This window comes from Microbacterium sp. SL62 (assembly GCF_026672635.1).
GTDB lineage: Bacteria > Actinomycetota > Actinomycetes > Actinomycetales > Microbacteriaceae > Microbacterium > Microbacterium testaceum_A.
The window spans coordinates 59,107-79,242 of the sequence record NZ_JAPPRM010000002.1; the positions used below are offsets into that span (position 1 = coordinate 59,107).

Here is a 20,136-nt window from a genome sequence, read left to right on the forward strand (position 1 = left end):
CACGAGCAAGGACACACGATGACCGACATCTCGACACCCCAGGGCGCCCCGCGCAGCCTCTGGGCATTCCTTCGCGACGGGCGTGCGGGCGGACACCGGCTCCACACCGAGCCCACCGCGCCGAAGTGGGGAGTGCGTCGTCTGGCCGCGGCGCTGCTGCTCGTCGTTCTCCCGCTGACCGCGATCCTCGGGCTTCTCGCGGCATCGTCGGCACGGGCAGACGACGCCGACCCGATGAAGTACAGCTTCTACAAGGTGGCCTCCTCGACTACTGCGTTCTTCTCCACGGTTCAGGAACCGGGCAGCAGCGAGCAGTTCAGCGGCGACTGGAAACGGATCATCCAGGATCCCGGCTCGGCCGGGTCCCTCCTCGGATACGCCGACCCGAACCTCTCGGACGTCTCAGGCTGGCTCGCGTCCAAGCTGTCCGGGTCCTCCGACGCAATCGGCTACGACACGCTCCTCGTACGCGACGGCGGGGACTCCGCGAGCTACGCGACCGGTCAGTTTCAGGGCATGGTCGACTACGCGTACTTCGGCGCCGCGCTAAAGGGCATGGGTCTAGACGGCACGAGCACGGGACTGTCGCTCGGCTTCTGGAACTGGCTCGGCGGCGGCGTCGTCATGCTCCTCTACATCCTCAGCGGAGCCGTCGACTTCGTCTTCAACTCGGTCATCAGCGTGCTCAGCATGCTCAACCCGTTCAAACTCTTCTACGCCGGCGTCGCCGCGGTGAACCCCGCTCTCGCCGACGGGATGATCGGTAACGGCAGCGCCGACGTCGGGCCCCTGAGCGGTCTCGTCGAATGGATCGGCGGCTGGTACCAGGTCCTCACCAGCCTCGCGTGGGGCGTCATGGTGCCGATCTTCATCGCCGTGCTGCTCTTGGGACTGCTGGTGTTCAAGAAGCTCGATCGCGGCGGCGCCATCAAAAAGCTCGTGATTCGAATGCTCTTCATCGGCCTCGGACTTCCCCTGCTGGGAACGATGTACACCGGGATGATCGACTCGATGGCGGACGCGTCGGCATCGGGCAACGCCGGCTCAACGCGCGTCGTGATGAGCACCTACGTCGACTTCGAGAACTGGGCGATGAAGAGTCGATTGGCCGTTCCGGCGGATGCCACCATCGCATGGGACGTCAACGCCGGCTCCCCGAGCGGCACCTCGCAGGCGAAGATCCGCAACACGACCCTCGCCATCAACAACCAGACCCTCGGTCTGAACCTCAATTCGATCGTCTCCAGTGGCGCCTATGACGCGAGCTGGGCGAACCAGGTCATGGAGGGCAAGTCGGGTGACGCTGCCACCAACGCCAACACGTTCACGCGGACAGTCGACATGCTCTCGCGCTACCTCAGCGGCAGCCAGGTCTCCGCGGCGTCCTTCGAGACGATTGCGAAGGGCGATCTGACGCAGTCGAGCTACTACGCCAAAAACGCCGGAACCACGGTGAAGGACTGGTTCGAGAAGTTCACGAAGGGTGGCACCGACCTCAACAAGGAGAACCCTGCCAGCAACCCGATCCTGGCGGTCTCCTCCGGCTCGGGTCTGCGAGCAGACGGCACCACCGTCCGCACCTTCACCTCGTCGACGAGCGGATGCTCCTACACGGGGACGAAGATCACGGGGAGCGACGGGGCGCCCCGCGCGTGCAACCTGTCGCCGCTGGCGATGTACAACTACCTCAACACGGACTTCGATTCGACCTCGATGCGGATGTACTCGTCCTCGAACGTCGCCTCCGAGGCAACCCGCTCGATCCACAACTCCGTGAACCAGGTCGGCACCGGCAGCATGAGCTTCCTCTACTGGCTGAACACGGTGGTGCTGCTCGGCTCCTTCGTCCTCATCGGCCTGGGGTACGCGTTCGCGATGCTCTGGGCGAGCATCCGCCGCTCCGTGCAGATCGTCACCTCGATGCCCTTCGCGACGATCGGCGCGATCGCAGCCATCGCGAAGATCGTCGTCTACTCGGTCGCGCTCGTACTCGAGGTGGTCGTGACGATCTTCGTCTACAAGCTCGTGCAGGAGTTCCTCACCTCTCTGCCCCAGATCATCGAGATGCCGTTCGCGGCGATCCTGAACAACGGCTCCGGCGGAGACATGGCCGGTTTCATCGCATTCCTCGTGAACGGGTGGGGGTTCTCGCTCGTCGTCACCGTGATCTCGATCATCGGTCTGGTGGGCTTCACCGTCCTCGCCCTGCGGGTGCGCAAGGGCTTCGTCAAAGCGATCGAGGAGGCCGTCACCAAGATCGTCGAGAAGTTCATGGACTCGTCCGTCGGCATGCCGACCACCGGCGGGCTCACCCCCGCTCTGGCCGGGGGACTCGCATCCGGCGCCGGTGCCGCCATGGCGACACGGATGATCAACAAGGACGGCGCGAAGGGTGTGACCCCTCCGACTCCCGCGTGGAACGCCGGACCCGGCGGCGTCACCTCCGCCGGCGGCAACACCGTGCCCTCGAGCCCCGGAGGAGAATCCGGCGGTCCGACCGGCGTCATCACGGGCGGCGACGGCGGTCCGACGCCCGGAAACGGAGACCCCGGCACGACACCCGCGCTCACCGGTGCCGGCCAGGACGGTCTCGCGATCGCTCGTGAGGTCGAGATCGGGCGCGGTATCGAAGCGAACGGACTGTCCAAGCCGGGCGAGACGCGTGCGCCGCAGGCCGGCGACGACGCGCTGAGCTCCATCTCGACGTCGATGGGTGCGACGGCGGCCGGGTACAAGGCCGCAGCCGCCAAGCGCAAGGAAATCGGCACGGATGGCGCTCAGGCGGCGGGTCACGCCGCGTTGGCTGTCGGTCGCGGGTTCGCGGGCGACGGCGCGGGTGCAGCCGAGTCCGGGGGCAAGGCTGTTCAGAAGGGCGGCTCCGCTGTCGCGAGCGGGCAGGACGCGAAGCAGCTGCGTGCGGATGCCGCGCGGAGCAGTCTCGACAAGCCGAACCAGAAACATGTCCGGGCGGCCGCAGCAGCGCGGAAGACGTCCCAGGCGGGCGCCACGGTGTCTCAGGTCGCTGCGGCGAAGAACGGAACCGGGCAGGTCAGCGCCGGATCTATCGGTCCGTCCACCCCGGCTGTTCCCGCCTCGGGCGCGGGTGTCGGTGCGACGAAGGCTCCCGGTGCCGCAAAGAGTGATGCAGCCCCGCGCGCTGTGCGATCGGCTCCGGCGCGCGCGACCAGCTCCGCACCCAGCCGCCCCGTGTCGGCGCCGAAGCAGCAGACGGGCGCTTCGTCGACGCCGCCCCAGTCGCCGCGTACAACGACTGCACGACAGGCCCCGAAACGACCGCTGGGCCAACCGGTGCAAAGGCCGCCACGCAAGGGAGGCGACGGGGCGGAGTAACGCCGCGCTTCGAGCCTGACTGAATACGCCCCGGGGTGAGCCTCGGGGCGTTTTCGTGTTTTTTACTCGTTTATGAGCCAATCCGATATGCTTTTAGGAGGCTTTGCCCACAGATCACACTCTCCACACAGAGCGAGGACTCCATGACCATCAGCACCACACTCCAGACCGCCGTCGACGCGGTGTCGATCTCGCCCCTCCCGCTGGGCGCCTGGGACCTGGTCTCGTTCTTCACCAACGCGAAGAACTACGGCACCATCCTCGGAGGCGGATTCGTCTCACTCATCGGCCTCGTGCTCGTTGTGGTCGCTGTCTTCCAGGCCGCGAAGAACTTCCTTGGCAACGGCCAGGGCAACAAGTCCTGGGTCCTGATCGTCTTCATGTTCATCCTCGGCGGAGCCCTTCTCGGTGGGAGCATCGCGTTCGTCCTGAACATCGCCGCGGGCGGTCAGACCACGATCGAGGACCTCGGTGGCGGCTTCATCATCGCCCCGGGCCTGATCGGTCTCGGTCGGTAAGAGTCGACGCTCCACGGGAGTGGAACCGGGGTCGGTGGCATCTGCCGCCGGCCCCTTCTCATCGGCTGAGGGTGACCTCGCCAGCACATCGAGGCGATTTCGGAGGGTTCGAGCATGAGCATCAAGGACAAGACCAAGGGACTGGCGACCGCGCTTCGGCTGGACTCCCATCACGCGATCGAACGCTTCGGGGTGATCTTCGCCGTCATCATCGTCTCGTTCGGGCTTCTGCTCGGCGGCGCGACGACGTCGTCGCTGGCCAACCAACAGGCCGACCTCGACACCACGACGCTCTACACCAAGGCCTTCACGACCTCGAAGACCCAGCTCGGCGGCGACGTCACCGGGATCTTCGTCAGCCCCGACAAGACCCGTGCCATGGTCCTCATGCACTTCAAGAGCACGAGCCTGATGTCCTCGAACGCCGAGAAATACCGAGCCTTCCTCACCGGCTCGAACAAGGAGCTCACCCCCGAGCCCCTCAAGGGGGATGTCTCCGCCCAGATTGTCGTCTTCGGCAGCACCGGCTACATGGCCACGGTCCTCGAGAGCCCCAGCCCATTCCCGCAACAGATCCTCAACCTCACGATGCGCGCGAACTCCGAGCTGGTCTACCAGCCCTCCGAAAAGCGCAAGGTCCGAGAAGACCTGGCCGGCCAGGCGAGCTTCACCGAATTCGACCAGTGGCGGCTGTACTTCAACCCCGGGGCATCCGGGGCAACGGTCACAGAGTCCCTCGCCGGTAAAACCCTCGACGCGGGGGCGGTCTACTCCGAGCTCGTCGTGAAGCCGGAGGAGGATGCGCTGCGCGTCACCCTCGACAACCAGCTCGCAGAGATGCAGACCGACCAGGCGCGCATCGTGGAGTACCAGTCGGATGCACGCCGGGTGAACGTCGACGGGGTCACCCTGGAACTGCCCGAGACGCCGACTCAGATTGCAGGCGACGTCGTCGACGGATCCCCGGCGATCGGTGACACGGCCTCGACCCTCGAGCTCAAGCCCGTCTGGGTGAGCCCCCGCGGGTGGAATTTCTCGTGGCGAGACGGACGCGCATCCTCCGGCTACCTCGACGAGATCATCGGCGACGGCCAGTCCTACGTCACCTACCTCGCCGACAAGCAAGCGCAGGCCAAGGGGGACGAATCTGGATCGCTGCGCACAGCGACTCTCGACTGGACGCTCTCCAACGGTCGACTGCTGAAGGACTTCACCAGCGCCGACAAGGCGATGCAGCCGCTGATGGAGATCCGAAACGACCTCTCGCAGGCCTGGGAGGACTACTACACGCACAAGGTCGAGTACCAGACGAAGACTCTGGCCCAGCTCATCGACCTCGAGGTGGAGCTGCGCACGGTGCGCACGAGCACCTCGATCAACACCGCCGACGACGTGCTCTTCACGTACTGAGCCCCGCGCGCGAGACGACTGAGACGAAGGAAGGCCTGCCAATGACAGAGACATCCCGCCCCAGCGCCGGAGGTGCCGCGGGGCACGCACCCGTCACCGGAGATCAGGCCGTCAGCGTGCGCAGGTCGACGAGCGCCCCCGCGTACGAGGCAGAAGACTCTCCTACGGGTTCTCGCGACGGAGACGCGTCGACGAAGACCGGCGACACGGCGGTGGGCGATAAGGCGAAGCCGTCGGAGAACGATCGCTCTCTCGGCGCCGGCGGGAGCTTCGTCGCGAGCGACCGCGCAGAAGAGCCCGAGGCGACACAAGGTCCGGGTAGCGGCGTGGCCAAGGCAGCCGCGGTGGGCGCGGCAATCCCCGCTGCGGGTGTTGCGGGCCAGGTGCTCGTCCTCATGATGTTCCTGAACTGGCTTAAGGGCTTGATGGCGACGCTGCTCGCGCTCGTGCAGAACCTCTGGAACCTCGCGATGGGTCTCCTGCTCGGCGCGGGGAAGTGGGTCGCGGGGTCGATCATGGCGATCGGCACGACCGTCAGCACCGCCTTGGGCGGGGCTGTCTCGGCCGCGGCCGCCGGAGTGACCTCGGTCACCGCCGGCGGCCTGGCCGTGGTGTTCGTGCTTACCACCGCGGTGACCATGATCGGTGACAACCTCGGTGTCAAGGACGTCGCACTGGCCTCGTGCACGACACAGGCCGAGACCGCCTTGAACGAGATCGAGGGTTCCAACGGCGCCGTCGATCAGCAGACTCGCGCGAACGCGCAGACCATCTACTCGGTGCTCAGCGCCTGGGGGATGCCGAACGAGAACATCGCCGGGATCATCGGAAACTGGGATGCGGAGTCTGGCGTCGACCCGACCAGCGTGCAGAACCACTTCACCTCGCCGCAGCGGATGTCGGATGAAAAACGCAGCGCCGCGACGAACACCGACAACGGCATCGGACTAGGTCAGTGGACGTTTGGCCGCAACACGAATCTCCGCGCGTACGCCGACACCCTCGGCAAGGACTGGTGGACCCTCGAGGTCCAGCTCGGCTTCATGCTGTCTGCTGCAGAGGGCTCGGATGCGGCGGTCGTCAAAGACATGATCGCCACCTCCTACGGCACCCCGGCCTCCGCCGCAGCGCACTTCCACGACGCGTGGGAACGGTCGGCCGACACCGCGGCGATGGCCGCGCGCCGTGGCACGTACGCGACCAAGTGGATGGGCCTGTTCGGCGGCTGGACGTCCGATAAGGCTCTGGCCGACTCGATCCTCGCGCAGGCGGGAACCACCGTGTCCGGCGCCAACGGGGCCCGGGCGGAAGAAGTCCGCTCGAACTGCAAGCCGGTCGAGCCGGCGGCCGAGTGGGTCGCCGATGGAACCGCCCCGGGCGCGTGGGGCGGATTCTCGAATGGCAAGATCCCGCAGAGCGCGCTTATGCCGATCCCCTGGGCAGACCAGGGGCCCCTGTTCCTTCGCTCGGACGCGGTCGCCGCCCTGACAAAGCTGAACGCCGAGTTCCGCGCGCACTTCGGGTACGACCTCACCCTGAACGACGCCTACCGTGACTACGCCAACCAGGTGCAGGCCAGAAGCGACTGGTGCGCCCTCGGCAAGTGCCAGAACGCCGCCATCCCGGGAACGTCGAACCACGGCTGGGCCCTGGCCATCGACATCGGCCAGAAAAACCACACGGTCATCGGCTTCGGCTCACCCGAGTACGCCTGGCTCAAGGCGAACGCCGGAAAGTACGGGTGGGTGCACCCGAAATTCATGGAGCCTGGCGGATCGGGCCCCTTCGAGGCCTGGCACTGGGAGTACTACGGGGTGGGGTAATTCGGGCCGTTGTCGGAATCGCGCTCAGATTGCACTAACCGTCTTTATCTTGCACTCGCATGTCTCATTTGCACTAAGTGCATGCCATGAGCATCAGCGATTGACCACGCGAGCTATCTCGTTGCCACCAATACCCCGCACGATCGAACAGAGGCACCATGACAGACCAGAAAAGCAATCGCGCCACACGCGAGAGCGTCGAGGCGTGGTTCACCGAACGCCAGCAGTCCAACCGCCGCCGGCGTGAGAATCCCGTGCGCCCGGAACAGGTGATCGAGCGCATCGAGGCTCGTGCAAACGATCGTGCTCGAGCGGGCCGCGTGCGGGCGACGATTCCGGCAGTGCTGGGCGCGACCTTCCTGGCTGCCGCAGCCGTCATCTGCGTGGCCACCACGAGCGCCTCGCAGAGTTTTGCCGCCGAGCAGCTGATCACGCAGCAAGAGATCGCCGCCGCCGAGGGAGAGCGGAACGCCCTGGCCAAATCCACCGGAACGGATCCCGCGTCCGGCTACGCCGATCAGGTCGCATCCGTGCGCGACGTCGCGACGGAGGTCGCCTCGCTGCAGCAGCAGTATGCGCGCCTTCTCTTCGCGGGCAACGACGAAGAGGCAGGCGATGCCGGCCCTCAGCTCGCCTATGAAGCCTCCCTCGAGCATCAGTCGGCGCTCGCGCCGTACTTCGCGCCCGAGACCTACACCGCAGATCGCGAGGACGCCCTGGGGGAGACGCGCATCGACCCTCGCTTCCCCTGGTTCGTGGCCTTCGCCGATGACGACGTGACCGTGCTCAACCCCGACACGACCTCATGGACCCTCGCCGCGATCAACCCCGCCGCAGACTCCGGGACGTATGTCGCCACCTGGGTGAACCGGAACCCCACCACCGGCGACCTGTACGCCTGGGCACAGGGAACGTACGACATGGATCGACGGCTCTTCGTCGACCTGGTGGTCGGCAAAACCACTCTCGGTGACCACAGCGCCACCGAGCCGCAGAAGGCGAGGAAGTGACATGACCGCGTGGAAGAAGCTGATGTTCCCCGCCGTCGGCGCGGCGGTTTTCGTCGTCGTCGGCATCGTCTCGGGAGTGACGATCGTCTCCCAGAATGCGCAGCGTGCGGAGGCCGCCGCGACGCTCTCGCGGATCGCCGGCGAGAACGCAGAGCTCGAACGCGTGGCGGATGCGGCGATCGCCGAGGCAACCGTCGCCGACCTGGGCGCTCGGACAGATCGGATCGCGGCCGACACGAAGGTTATCCAAGACCTCGCCGATCGCTCCATGACGTGGGCCAGCAACGCCGAATACTCGGACGCGCGCGAAAGCACCATGCGGGCATACGGCCTCCAGGAGACCTCCACCTTCATGGCGTCCTTCCTGCCTCCGGCCCCCATCACCGTCGATGCGGAAGGCAACGAGTACGCCTTCATCGACGCGGCCGGGCTCAACTCCCGCTCCGGTACAGCTCGCGTCAATCTGCTGAACGTCGAGGGGGCGGTCTACGCGTACATGGCTCTCATCCCCGTGACGTCGACCTCGAGCGATGGGCTCGGAAGCGCCACCAACATCGCGACGGTGTTCGTCTCTGTCGACCCCGCGGGCGAGGTTTCCGACCTCACGGGATTCGCAGCGACAGCGGCTCCTCTCACCACCCGTTGAGGCGCTGCCGCGGGAACGCGAGCGTTCCCTTGCCCTCGACCAACAGGGGTATCGGCACGGAGGTGGAGGTCGAGGCGCGGAGGCGGTGTCCGCCTCGCGGGGGAACCACCCACCCTGTGAAGGACGCGCCCCGACGTTCTGCCGAGATACCCGAAATCCCGGCGACACCCACGGTACGACGGCACATACAGACACCCAAGTCAGGAACCCCGATTTCCGCTAGAATTGTTCGTAGATGAGCAGAAAATGAGTCTGCTACCCCCATCGAGGAGAACGAAATGAACACCAGCGCGAAACGTCACGTCGGCACCGGGCCCTCGAAGCGAGCACCTCGGAGCAAGGCAGCGACGGCGGCCATCGTGCTGTCGGTTCAGGCGGTGAGCCTCGCCGCACTCATCTTCGCCTTCTATGTGATCGCGTTCTTCGCCGCCGTCCGTGTGGTCCCGCTCACGTTGGGCTTCATCAAGGATGGCTCGGGCGTGACGATGGACATGCCCGTCGAAACCGTCGTCGCGGGGTGGATCGCCCCCTCCCTCTTCCTGCTCGCACTGCTGTTCGGCCTGGTCTGGGTCGTAATGCGCAAGCTCTGGCAGCTGCGCCGCGACCTCATCTGGCGTGTGCGCACCTGGGCATACGGCAGCGAAGACGCTGTCATGACCAAGCTCATTCCCGCCGGCATCGCCACCAAAGCCCGCCGCACCACGACCGCCTGAGACAGCGAGGACAACCCATGAAGATCGCAGCACTCAAAATGACCGACCCCTGGGCATCGCGCGTCGCAGCCGATGCCCAGATCGAGTCCGACGCCCTCGATGCAGTCCCGGTCGAGACATTCGTGGAGATGGAGCTCGTGGAGCTTCTCCACGGGGAGGTGGGGGAGAACTACCGCCCGTACCTCCACCTTCGAGGCGAGCTCGTCGAAGTGAAGCCTTCGGTGGACCTGCCGTACGGCGTCACCGAGCTGTCGATGACGCGCGGTGGTGGGACGACGATCGATGTCTTCTACGACTTTAACCAGGACCAGCTGGCGAGCTTGGTGAGCAAGGGCTACTTCTCGAGCGCATTCACCGTTCCGACGGAGATGACGGCGATCACCTGGCCCCTCCCGGCGAAGGCGGACTTCCTCATCGTGCCGCCCGCCGATTTCGATCAGCCGCCGCTGGTGTTCATGACGGTGCGCGATCAGTCCGAGATGGCCCTGACGGAGTCGACCAGTGGCCACGAGCTCTCCCAGTACTTCGCGGACGTGAGTTCGGAGGTCGATGCGCAGCGCGAGGCGGCAGAACCGTTCGACATCGAGCCGCAGCGCGGGGCGGAGTCGTTGGACGTCTTCAGCGACGTCGTCTTCGAAGAGCATCGGGCTTTCGACGACCTCGGCGAGGGACGTTCGCTCGATCACGACTCCGCTCGCGCGACGGTGCCCGACGGGATCTTCTCCCGCCTCATCTCCGAGATCGAGGGCCAGGAGGCGCCCGCCGTCGAGCAGGTCGAAGATGAGCCGGCCCCCTCGCACAGCAGCGCCTGGGACATCTATCTCTCGCGGGTCGCCCCGGGGGTCGACCACGTGTTGAGCGGAGAGCATCTCGCCGACCAGGACCTCACCGCGAGTGCGTCGGACCTCGTGCAGGGAGATGACGCGGCGCAGGATTCCTCGGGAGACCAGGCGTACGGCGAGCACCCGGGAGATGGTTCGGCGGCGTTCGTCGACGACACGGCACAGACCGAGACCTTCGACAGCGCGGCGTCCTTCTCCGAGAGCGTGCCCCTGACCTCGGACGGCTTCATCGACTACACCCTGAGCGATCCGTCCCCTGAGCTGCAGCCGCTGATCACGCCGCTCGAGCTGGCCAGCGAGCACGAGCGGGCCGAGGAAAAGCGCATTGCGCGAGTACGCGCCGAGCTGGCAACGACGTCCGACGTCGACGCCGGCGACGACAGCCACCGGAGCCTCTGACTCCGAGACCGAAGGGGTTCGCACCGGGATAGCACCGGGGCGAACCCCTTCGCGCTTCATCACCGAACACACGATCTGAGGGACAGCCCATGGGACTGAAGCAGAGCGTCATCATCGTCAACGAGTTCTCCGTGCCGCTGCCGTCGGGGAGCAAGAAGAAGGGCACCCGCGGGGGGACGCCGGGCGAGTACATCGAGCGCTACATGGCGCGCGAGATGGCGACCGAGCCTCTCGCCCCGATCCGGCGCCACCGCACCGACGAACTCATCCTTCGCTATTTCGCGCGCGAGAGCGCGACCGAGAGCCTCGACGTTCGCTCGCCGGGCGATCTGAAGCGCCGCATGAGCAAGGCCCGCGGAGAGGGCGGCGTCGCGTTCGGCTACGACTCTGTCTCCCTCTCCCACGATCGTCTCCAGGCAGCGAGCCGCGATATTCAGGGGCTGTTTGACAGCGGGCACACGGTCATGAAGACGGTGCTGTCGTTCGACCAGGAGTACCTGCGCAAGCACAAGATCATCCCCGAAGACTTCGTGTGTGAGAAGCGCGGCGACTACCGCGGCCAAATCGATCAGATGAAGATGCGCCTGGCGATCATGCACGGTCTCGGACGCATGGGGCGGATGCTCTACGACGACCTCCGCTACGTCGCCGTGATCCAGGTCGACACCGAGCATGTCCACTGCCACCTCGCCATGGTCGATGCCGGCCGCGGCTCTCTCGCCGCTGACGGGACGCAGAAGGGGAAGATCAGCGCCCGGGCGAAGAGCATCCTGCGCCGCGGCGTCGACGCGTGGCTCGATGAGAAGCAGACCGTCCGGCACCTCTCGAGCGCTGTCGGATACGAGCGCCGCAACGTCACGACCTACGTGAAACGGTGGGCGCACCAGCAGATGCTCCGGGAGGCTCTCCCGCAATTCCTGATCGCCTGCCTCCCCGAAGATCGGCGGCTATGGCGCGCGGGCACGAACCACCAGGCGATGCGTAAGCCCAACCGCATCGTTCGCCAGTTGGTGCGAGAGGTGCTCGGGCGGCCCAATTCGCCCATGGCCCAGGCGATGAGCGAAGTCCGCGAGTACGCGGATCACCGCCGCGCTTCTGAATCCCTCAGCGTCGACCAGTGGCGGAAGCTGGTCACGACGGGGGAGGAGAAGATTATGGAGCGAAGCGTGAACGCGGTCTACGCCCTGCTTCGCCAACTCCCGGAGGACGCACTGCGGGTGCGCACCCCGATGCTGGACGCGATGGGGATGGACTACGAAGAACTCGCCCAACGGGCACACCAGGAGGACAGCGACGACGACCTGGTCGGCTTCGGCTTCCGAATGCGTTCATTCGCGACCCGACTCGAGCACCACGTCGAACAGCGCGAGAAATACCACGAGCAGGTTCGAGCCTGGGAGGCTGCCGACGCCGAGGGGCGTGCCTCCATGGCATCCCGCGCCGTGTACCTGCACTACCTCGAGGAAGAGGGGTATCACGCCCGCGTGGCGGCGAAGTATCGCAGCTTCCTCAACTTCGTCCCCGCCAGCGACAGCTGGTATCGAGGGTGGAAGGATGTCGCGGAGTACGGCGAGAGAGTCATCTCGCTCGAGTCGATGCGTCGCGACCAGTCCCTGCGCCGGATGAAGAACGGTTCGGATGCCGAGGCGCTCGGCCGCGAGATCTACGGCCAGTCCGGCGGCCGCCTGGTGGCGAAGGGCGACCAGGCGTCCCTCGACGCCCTTGAGGAGCGGGTCCAGCGCATGCGCGCTACTTACGCAGGGATGGTTGACGACCTCCGGGTCCAACTGGCGGGCCAGGGTCTCCAGCTCGAGGTCCTCGCCGACCCGGCATCCGGTCGCGATGCCGCCACGATCACCGCCGGCGCCGAGTTCGCCTTCGATGAGGTGAAGGGGCTCGATCTGCACCACATGCGATACGACTTCTCGCGAGACGTCGAGGTCGGCAAGCGCACCCTGGCGACCTTCACCGCCGCCGCGCGTTCGCGTGCTGTCGCGCTGGAGGGTGCCATCTCCTACCTGGAGGACACCGACCAGGAAGCGGCGATCGCAGAGCTGCCGGCATCGGACATCCAGGCGATGGTGAGGCTGGCAGACGAGATCACCGCTGACCCCGGTTCCCGGATGCCGAGCCACGTCGCGGAGCTGGCTCGCCAGCGCGCGATCACCCGTCGCAGCCGCACCGTGCAGATCACGGCCAACCTCGCCGAACAGCTCGACACCGAAGTCGACCGCGTCACGAGACAGCAGGTCTTCGGCGTCGACGGCGACCACACGGTACAGACGCCGCGGGAGCAGCTGGACTGACACGGCTCTGAGTGCGCATATTCGTCGCTTTTGCACGTGTACGAGTATTTTTGATGCTACAGTCAGATCACTCGAGGGGGCATCTCGGGTGCGTTACCTAAACCCACACTGGTCGGCCCGGCGGGAGCCGCCGACCCGACGCACAGGAGAGAACACCATGGCGAACTTCCGCAAGGACACCTACGGCCCCGGCTCGATGAAGGGTGTCGAACTCGTCATCCTCGCGTACGACAACCGCGTCGCGAAGGACGGCGAGGGCAAGGTCACCACGCACTACCTCGACGCCCGGATCCACCCGGAGGACCGCCGCGCTGCAGGCCAGGCCACCCTCGCGCTCGTCTCGAAGAAGGACGAGAAGTCCCCGTCGGGCTACAACAACTCGGCGCGCTACTCGGCCGGGCAGATGGCGTCCATCAAGGAGGCCGCCGGCGCCAACGTCACCGACCTCACGATGCAGGACGGCACCGTCGTCGGCAAGATCTACGGTGTCAAGGCCGACCTGATCAGCGGCAACGAGGGCGTCGTGGCGAACACCAAGACCCTCGTCCCCTCCGAGTTCTCGGTCCAGCCCGACGCCGCCGGCAAGACCATCCGCCAGCGCGAGTTCGATGTCACGAACGCCACCAAGCTCGCCAAGCAGCAGGCTCAGGAAGCCCGCAACGAGGCCGCTCAGGCGGAGGCCAACACCCCGTCGGTCGAGCAGCCCGTTCTCGTGGGAGCCGGAGCGCCCGTCGCCGCCGCGGACGAGCCCGCCCTCGGCTAAGACCCCACGAAGACCCCGCACCAGAGGTTCGTTCCTCGGTGCGGGGTCTTCGTCCGTTGAGGGCGCGAACATGCGCGATCCCACGGGGCCCCGCCCCTGACACGAAGGTGACGAGATGACCATCGAATATGACCGCGATCGCAAGTCGCACGAGAAGGAAGACCAGGGCGGGCGCCGCCGAGGAGCATCGCACGCACGGAGCGTGGCGAACGCAGCCCGCGTTGCCGTCGACGCAGCCGCGATGGGGGGATCGAGCGGGCCAGTCCGGTCATCACAGCTGGACGAAGCCTCCACCGTCGGCATGATGATCGGCCTCGCCGAGTCGGTCGAGGAGGGCTTCACGCAGGGTGACGTCGACGCGCGGATGGAGCGCTTCCCGGAGCTGCGTGATCTCGAGCTCGCCTCGGGGGCGGCCGGCCGGTTCCCCGAGCTCGGAGAGACGCCGGTCATGGCGCCTGTCGAAAAGGATGACATCGAGCTGCGGCGGTAGGCATCTCAGCGGTTCGACCGACCGCCGTTCCGCGTCGAGGACGAGGGTCCCATCTGAACGGTGGGGCCCTTTCTCGCGCGCGCCCGACGCGGAGCGCCCGTCGACGGTCCGCAGGGCCCCGATCTTGAGCGGACGCGCGCGCAGGAGAGGTGGCCTGGTGGCCACTCGTCGAGTCAGAACCGGATAATCAGGCTGTGACCTCTGAGACGACTCCAACGGGCGATAGCGACAAGACCTCACGACCGAAATGGTTGGTGGTGCTCTTGTGGCCCGTGAACAGGTGGAGGCGAATTGGCTATGGGTGGCGCGTCGCCATCTGCGCCGGGCTCTACATCCTCCTGGCGTTCTTCACGGTCCTCAACGCACCAAGGTGGTTACTTGGCGAGTGGATACCGGGGTCGTCAGTAGATGACCAGGGAAAACTGCTCGGTACGGCCGGGAATCTCGTCCTCCTTGCGCTTGGTGGGGTCATCGCCGTCGTCACGGTCGGGCTGAGTCTCGCCCGCCATCGCCAGGAAGTGGAAGCCGCCGATCGCGATCGCCAGCGCCTTGAGCTCGATCGAGCTCGGGAGCAGGCTCGCATCGACGAGGTCGAGGATCAACGCAAGACGGAAACGGAGCGGGCGTTACGTGCACGATTCGTGACGACGGTGCAGCTACTCAGCGATTCGGCAGCCGTAAACAGACAGGCCGCACTATATGCTTTGGGAGCCCTTGCCGACGATTGGGACGCATTCGGAAATGCCGACGAAGTCCAGGTATGTATCGAGGTAATTGCCGGATACCTACGCGCACCGCGGTCCGCCGACATGCTCCTGCCCCTCGATGCGGAAGAAGCGTATTACACGGAACCTGAAGATTTCTACGCCTCGCAGCGCACAACCCCCCAAGAGGTCGCCGTGAAACACGCTGGCTTCACCGTCATTCGTAATCACCTGCAGCGGGGGCGCTCTCCTCACTGGCACGATCGACACATCAATCTCTCTCGAGCGCACATCGATTTCCCCGTGGATCTCATCAGGTCCCAGATCAGTGACAGTGGAGTCCTAGACTTCCGTGACGCACGCATTTCCCATGATGGAAATATCGACCTCGCCGGAATTTCCGTGAGCAGCAGAGGGCGCGTACTATTCGCGAACGCGCTGGTCGTCGGACGCGGAAGGATGAACCTCCGTTCTTCGGCGATAGTGGGGCGCGCCACGGTGGATTTGACGCATCTCCTCGTTAGTGGGGGGAGGGTAGATATTTCGAACTCCACGATCGCTGACGCAGGAAACATCCTCGCTCGAGCGATACGCGTGACGCATAAAGGGCGCATGCGCATCAGGAAGGCATCGGTTTACGACAACGGCTTCGTCGACTTGTCCGATTCGAGAATCGAGACAGCTAGCCTCTTGGATCTCAGAAGAATGGTGGTCAGCGAAGCGGGCAGCGTGGAGATCGACCATTCGACGCTCGAAAGCAGCGGTGAAGTTGATTTCTCTCACACAACTGTCGATGGTCGAGGGCGGCTGGGCCTACAGGGCGTAAAGGTGCTAAACGAGGGCCGCATCAGCTTCCGCGGCGTTGTCGTCGAGAGTGGAGCCGTAGTGGATATCGCTGCAGTAGCCGTCACCGAAGGCGGAGGAATTCATCGACCCGACGGGACCTTCTTCGCGAGCAACTAGTCGCGACAACGCCCCGCCAGCAGCACTCCTCACCCAAGATACGGGTAGAGTTTACTCGTCTACGAGGAAAAACGAGGACTTAATGCTGACCGCGACTGACCTGAATGTTGACGCATACCCCACCCTCAGCGCGTACTGCCAGGCCCTCAGGAACCCGGTGCGCGACATCATCGGTCGCGAACGCGAGATCATGCAGGTACGCGCGGCCATGCGGCGCCCCGAGCTCTGCAACACGATCCTCCTCGCCCCCGCCGGCGCCGGGAAGACCGCTCTCGTACAGGCGGTCATGACACAGGACCCGGACCGCCTGTACCTCGAGGTCAACCTCGCCGACATGATCGCCAACGCGCCGAGCAAGGACGCGATGGCCGGCGCCGTAAACAAGCTCTTCACCGAGGCCGAGCTATACAGCGTCACCGAATCGCGCGGGCTCGTCCTGTTCATGGACGAGTTCCACCAGCTCGTCCAGCTGAGTCCGGCCGCCGTCGAAGCCCTGAAGCCCGCCCTGGCGGCTTCCGGGGCGCGCGGCATCCGGCTAATCGCGGCGACCACCGAGGAGGAGTTCGACTCCTTCGTGAAGCCGAATCAGCCGCTCGTGGAGCGTCTCCAGCGCATCATCGTCAACCCGCCGGACCGCGTCACCACGGTGAACATCTTGAAGGGCATGGCGGTGAAGTACGGCGTGGCCGACGAGGTCTACGACGACCGGGTTTACGACCTCATTTACGAGTACACCGAGCGGTACGTTCCCGCGGCGACGCAGCCGCGCAAATCGATCAGCGTGCTCGACTCGATGGTCGGGTGGCACCGCGAATTCGACCGCAGAATGGACCGCACCCTGCTCGCCGACGTCCTGCTCGAGTCGATGGGTGTCAACGTCGCGTTCCGCGTGGATGCCGCCAAGATCAAGGCGGATCTGGACACGAAGGTCTTCAGTCAGCACCTGGCGACCTCCGCAGTCGCGAACCGCCTGCAGCTGTGCGTCGCAGACCTCCACGACAAGACCAAGCCGGCGTCGTCGTTCCTCTTCACCGGTTCGACCGGTGTCGGCAAGTCCGAGCTGACCAAGCAGTTGGCGCAGCTGATGTTCGGGGACGCCCGCGAGCACTTGATCCGTTTCGACATGACCGAGTACGCGCGCGACGACTCGCTCGATCTGTTCCGGCGCGAACTCACGAGCCGGGTATGGCACACCAGCCACGCCGTTCTGCTGCTGGACGAGGTCGAGAAGGCCTCCCCGATGGTGACCCGGATGCTGCTGCAGGTGCTCGACGATGGGCGCCTCTCGGACGCCAACGGCCGCCAGGTGTCCTTCCTGAACACCTACATCGTGCTGACGACCAACGCCGGTGCGGAGATCTTCGAGACGATCGCGCAGTACAACGTCGATGACACCGGCTCCGGCGAACAGCTCGAGAACAAGATGAAGGAGATCCGTCGCGCGATCACGTCCACCCAGGGCGACAACCGATTCCCGCCGGAGCTGCTCGGTCGCATCGACCAGATCGTGCCATTCCAGCCCCTGTCGCGCGACACCCAGCGCCTGGTGGTGAATGCGAAGTTGCGCGACTTCGTGCAAGACGTCCTGACGAAGCACGGGACGCGGCTGCTCATTCACCCGCATGTCGTGGACTACCTGATCGAGGACAAGGCGGACACCGATTCGAATGCCGGCGGCGCGCGCGCGGCGATCAGCCGTCTCACCGACGAGGTGGCGACCCGCGTGGCCGCCTTCGTCAACGCGTACCCGGGTGAGTCGAAGGTGCAGGTCGCGATCGATGGCACCCTCAAATCGCAGGACAAGAAGACCCTGAAATCGGACGCGAAGGTCGTCGTATACGCGGCCAGCTAGGGTAGACCGGGACGCGTTTTTTCCTCGAAGATGAGGATATCCGCGTGTTATGCTCGTTCCTGAGAAGATCAGGAAAGGACGTTCTCCATGGCATTCCGCAGCACGAAGAGCGCTAAGGTCGCGGGTCGCAAACGGAAGGTGCAGGGCGTCGCCTCTGTCATCAACGAAACGACCTCCGGCGCCGCCGTCGACACCCTCAAGCGCAACGAGCCCTTCGCCCTTCCAAACGGGAAGTCGTGGATCGGTCTGCTGCTGCAGGCCGACGACATCGGCGGGCTCAGCGACAAGAACAAGAACGACGCCGACAAGGGCCAGTTCATCCAGCTCGTCAAGTCCGGGAGCATCGAAGTCGTCGCGACCCCCGCGATGATGCAGGACAACTTCCTCGGGATCATCCCGAGCGCAGCGACCCTCGACCGCCTCGACGAGTTCCGTCTGCTGACCGAGGCGCCCTACTACTGGTGCGCCTTCAGCCTCGGCGAAGACGGCGAACTGCAGGCCGATTCGATCAACGATCGCAAGACCACCTTCGCTGAGGTGCGCGCCATCTCCACCGGGCAGACCCCGCTGCAGCAGGTGCTTCCCGAGGTGTGGTCGTGGGGTGGCGGCAACGCCTCCGAGTTCGACCGCATCGTCTCGGGCGCTCCCGCGATGGGGGCGCAGAACGGCACCTCGACGACGAGCACCGCCGTGCTCGAAGCAGACCCCCTCGCCGATGCGTTCGCGACGGACTTCGACCCGCTGTCGGACGTCGAGCCGTCGGACGGTCCCGACCTCGAGCCCTCGTTCGAGGAGTTCTCCTACGACGTCGCCACCGGTGTGATCGACGACGACGCGGAACCGGAGCTGCCTTTCGACGCCGAGCAGTTCGAGGCGCAGGTCGCCGCAGCTCCCACCATCGATCCGGAGAGCGGTGTTCCGGCCGTCGAACTCACCTGGAGCGACGACGACGCGGCCGCGGAGGCGGAAGCCGTCGACGACGCCACCAACGGCTACGAGCAGTACCTCGTGGAGAATCGCGAGCGGGTCGTCGACGAGAAAGAGGTTCGCGACACGATCGCTCGACGCTTCCTCAGTGACGACCTCGACCTGGTTGTCGACCTCGCCGAGTTCGAGCGCGTCTTCAACACCTCGGCCGAACCGATCGCGTTCGACGTACCCTCCGAGCAGTCTGACTGGCTCACGACCCAGATGGCCCAGCTGAGCCGACAGGCCAACGCCGAGCTCGCGCACCTTCACCAGGGCAACGTCGACGAGCTGCGCGAGCTGTACGTCGAGACGATGGCCCTGCACGTGGAGAAGACGATGGCTTTCGTCTCGACGGAGAACCCGGAGTCGCAGTACTCCGCGCTTCTGACCGGGGCCCGTGACGACTTCGACGCCAACCGCGCCAACTCCGGCCAGCAGCTGGCCGACCGTCGCAACGAGCTCGTCGCGAACTTCGAGGCTGCCGCTCAGACCCGCGCCGACCAGGCCGCGGCGCACGCACGGGCCAACTACGAGGACAAGCACCGCCCGAAGCTCGAACGCGACATCGCGGACCTGAGCCTCGACCTGGATCGTCAGCACGAGGAGCAGTACTCCCACGCCAAGAGCACCGTGCTCGAGATGCGCCGGAAGGACGCCAGCGTCCGCATGGATCTCGGCACGAACCGGATCTTCGAGCACCTCCGCGAGGTGCAGGCGGAACAGCGCGAGCGTGAGCGCCTGCTGCTGTCGGCGTGGAACGCGAAGCTGTCCACCTTCCTCGACGAGAATCGCAAGGAAGACATCGCTCGCGCGATGGTGCTGGCAGACCAGCTGAGCCGCTCCAACGCCGTCGAGGTGCTGAAGAGCGAGCAGGCTGCCGAGCTGGCGCGCGTGCGCGAGGATCACGCCGGCCGGGAAGCGGAACTGCTGACGCAGCTTCGCCTGGTCCGGGAAGAGGGTCACGCGCAGCTCGAATCCCGACGCGCCGAGTACGAGGCGAGCCTCAACCTCGAGCGCGACCGGGTGACCTCCGGCGCGGCCCTGCTCGAGGCATCCCAGCGCCAGCTTGCCGAACTCAGCGACTCGATCAAGAAGTCGTACGAGGCGAAGATCGCCGAGCTCAGTTCGGCCCGATCGAGCGTCGAGTCGGAGCTGAAGCGCACGCGCAAGGACCACAAGCGCTCGAACCGCATCTTCGCGCTCATGTGCGTGGTGCTCGGTGGATCCGGGGTCGCGATCGGCGGCATCTGCGGATTCGTCTTCGCCCTCAACCAGGCTGCCGTTCTGGCCCCCTAGACCGGTGGTGCGGTCGGCCCTTTCCTGATCTCACCGATCGCACCGCCAAAGCAGACGGGGCGCGTGGCCACAGCGGCTGCG

General features: G+C 65.7%; 15 protein-coding genes. 14 read left to right on the forward strand and 1 reads right to left on the reverse strand.

The features are described 5' to 3' along the window. Positions 1-18: 18 nt before the first annotated feature. From OVA26_RS16260 to OVA26_RS16310, 11 genes are all read left to right on the forward strand, one after another. Positions 19-3,351 carry a hypothetical protein gene (locus OVA26_RS16260; RefSeq protein ID WP_268105043.1) on the forward strand — a complete coding sequence of 1,111 codons (3,333 nt, stop codon included), beginning with the start codon at positions 19-21 and terminating at the stop codon, positions 3,349-3,351. A 143-nt stretch (positions 3,352-3,494) separates the two neighbouring features. Beyond that, a complete protein-coding gene (locus OVA26_RS16265; protein WP_268105044.1) occupies positions 3,495-3,869 on the forward strand; it encodes a hypothetical protein in 375 nt (124 codons plus the stop codon). 114 nt (positions 3,870-3,983) lie between these two features. Beyond that, entirely contained in the window at positions 3,984-5,279 is a 1,296-nt protein-coding gene (locus OVA26_RS16270; RefSeq protein ID WP_268105045.1) for a hypothetical protein, read from the forward strand. Between the two features lie 41 nt (positions 5,280-5,320). Further along, positions 5,321-7,102: a phage tail tip lysozyme gene (locus OVA26_RS16275; protein WP_268105046.1), complete on the forward strand. Its 1,782-nt coding sequence runs from the start codon at positions 5,321-5,323 to the stop codon at positions 7,100-7,102. 158 nt (positions 7,103-7,260) lie between these two features. After that, on the forward strand, positions 7,261-8,112 hold the full coding sequence (locus OVA26_RS16280; protein WP_268105047.1) for a hypothetical protein: 852 nt from the start codon (positions 7,261-7,263) through the stop codon (positions 8,110-8,112). A 1-nt stretch (position 8,113) separates the two neighbouring features. Continuing rightward, on the forward strand, positions 8,114-8,758 hold the full coding sequence (locus OVA26_RS16285) for a hypothetical protein (protein ID WP_268105048.1): 645 nt from the start codon (positions 8,114-8,116) through the stop codon (positions 8,756-8,758). Positions 8,759-9,036: 278 nt separating this feature from the next. Next, positions 9,037-9,471: a hypothetical protein gene (locus OVA26_RS16290; protein ID WP_268105049.1), complete on the forward strand. Its 435-nt coding sequence runs from the start codon at positions 9,037-9,039 to the stop codon at positions 9,469-9,471. 17 nt (positions 9,472-9,488) lie between these two features. Next, positions 9,489-10,712: a hypothetical protein gene (locus tag OVA26_RS16295; protein ID WP_268105051.1), complete on the forward strand. Its 1,224-nt coding sequence runs from the start codon at positions 9,489-9,491 to the stop codon at positions 10,710-10,712. Between the two features lie 89 nt (positions 10,713-10,801). Further along, a complete protein-coding gene (gene mobL / locus OVA26_RS16300; RefSeq protein WP_268105053.1) occupies positions 10,802-13,018 on the forward strand; it encodes a relaxase MobL in 2,217 nt (738 codons plus the stop codon). Positions 13,019-13,175: 157 nt separating this feature from the next. Then, positions 13,176-13,781 (forward strand): hypothetical protein, encoded by a 606-nt coding sequence (locus OVA26_RS16305; protein WP_268105054.1) that lies wholly within the window; start codon positions 13,176-13,178, stop codon positions 13,779-13,781. A 115-nt stretch (positions 13,782-13,896) separates the two neighbouring features. Then, on the forward strand, positions 13,897-14,271 hold the full coding sequence (locus tag OVA26_RS16310) for a hypothetical protein (protein ID WP_268105055.1): 375 nt from the start codon (positions 13,897-13,899) through the stop codon (positions 14,269-14,271). Between the two features lie 401 nt (positions 14,272-14,672). On the opposite strand, the gene OVA26_RS16315 is transcribed toward OVA26_RS16310, so the two are convergent. Further along, positions 14,673-14,873, reverse strand: coding sequence for a hypothetical protein (locus tag OVA26_RS16315; RefSeq protein WP_268105056.1), 201 nt, complete (start codon positions 14,871-14,873; stop codon positions 14,673-14,675). Between the two features lie 39 nt (positions 14,874-14,912). Here OVA26_RS16315 and OVA26_RS16320 point away from each other — a divergent pair, with 39 nt between their 5' ends. The 3 genes from OVA26_RS16320 (at position 14,913) to OVA26_RS16330 (ending at position 20,055) form a co-directional block, all read left to right on the forward strand. Continuing rightward, positions 14,913-15,938, forward strand: a complete 1,026-nt coding sequence (locus OVA26_RS16320; RefSeq protein WP_268105057.1) for a hypothetical protein — start codon at positions 14,913-14,915, stop codon at positions 15,936-15,938. Positions 15,939-16,020: 82 nt separating this feature from the next. Beyond that, positions 16,021-17,790 carry an AAA family ATPase gene (locus OVA26_RS16325; protein WP_268105058.1) on the forward strand — a complete coding sequence of 590 codons (1,770 nt, stop codon included), beginning with the start codon at positions 16,021-16,023 and terminating at the stop codon, positions 17,788-17,790. 87 nt (positions 17,791-17,877) lie between these two features. Continuing rightward, positions 17,878-20,055: a hypothetical protein gene (locus tag OVA26_RS16330; RefSeq protein WP_268105059.1), complete on the forward strand. Its 2,178-nt coding sequence runs from the start codon at positions 17,878-17,880 to the stop codon at positions 20,053-20,055. Positions 20,056-20,136 lie beyond the last annotated feature (81 nt).

Coding starts and splice junctions, on each gene's coding strand:
- OVA26_RS16260 (WP_268105043.1), top strand. CDS start 19: ATGACCGACATCTCGACACCCCAGGGCGCCCCGCGCAGCCTCTGGGCA.
- OVA26_RS16265 (WP_268105044.1), top strand. CDS start 3,495: ATGACCATCAGCACCACACTCCAGACCGCCGTCGACGCGGTGTCGATC.
- OVA26_RS16270 (WP_268105045.1), top strand. CDS start 3,984: ATGAGCATCAAGGACAAGACCAAGGGACTGGCGACCGCGCTTCGGCTG.
- OVA26_RS16275 (WP_268105046.1), top strand. CDS start 5,321: ATGACAGAGACATCCCGCCCCAGCGCCGGAGGTGCCGCGGGGCACGCA.
- OVA26_RS16280 (WP_268105047.1), top strand. CDS start 7,261: ATGACAGACCAGAAAAGCAATCGCGCCACACGCGAGAGCGTCGAGGCG.
- OVA26_RS16285 (WP_268105048.1), top strand. CDS start 8,114: ATGACCGCGTGGAAGAAGCTGATGTTCCCCGCCGTCGGCGCGGCGGTT.
- OVA26_RS16290 (WP_268105049.1), top strand. CDS start 9,037: ATGAACACCAGCGCGAAACGTCACGTCGGCACCGGGCCCTCGAAGCGA.
- OVA26_RS16295 (WP_268105051.1), top strand. CDS start 9,489: ATGAAGATCGCAGCACTCAAAATGACCGACCCCTGGGCATCGCGCGTC.
- mobL (WP_268105053.1), top strand. CDS start 10,802: ATGGGACTGAAGCAGAGCGTCATCATCGTCAACGAGTTCTCCGTGCCG.
- OVA26_RS16305 (WP_268105054.1), top strand. CDS start 13,176: ATGGCGAACTTCCGCAAGGACACCTACGGCCCCGGCTCGATGAAGGGT.
- OVA26_RS16310 (WP_268105055.1), top strand. CDS start 13,897: ATGACCATCGAATATGACCGCGATCGCAAGTCGCACGAGAAGGAAGAC.
- OVA26_RS16325 (WP_268105058.1), top strand. CDS start 16,021: ATGCTGACCGCGACTGACCTGAATGTTGACGCATACCCCACCCTCAGC.
- OVA26_RS16330 (WP_268105059.1), top strand. CDS start 17,878: ATGGCATTCCGCAGCACGAAGAGCGCTAAGGTCGCGGGTCGCAAACGG.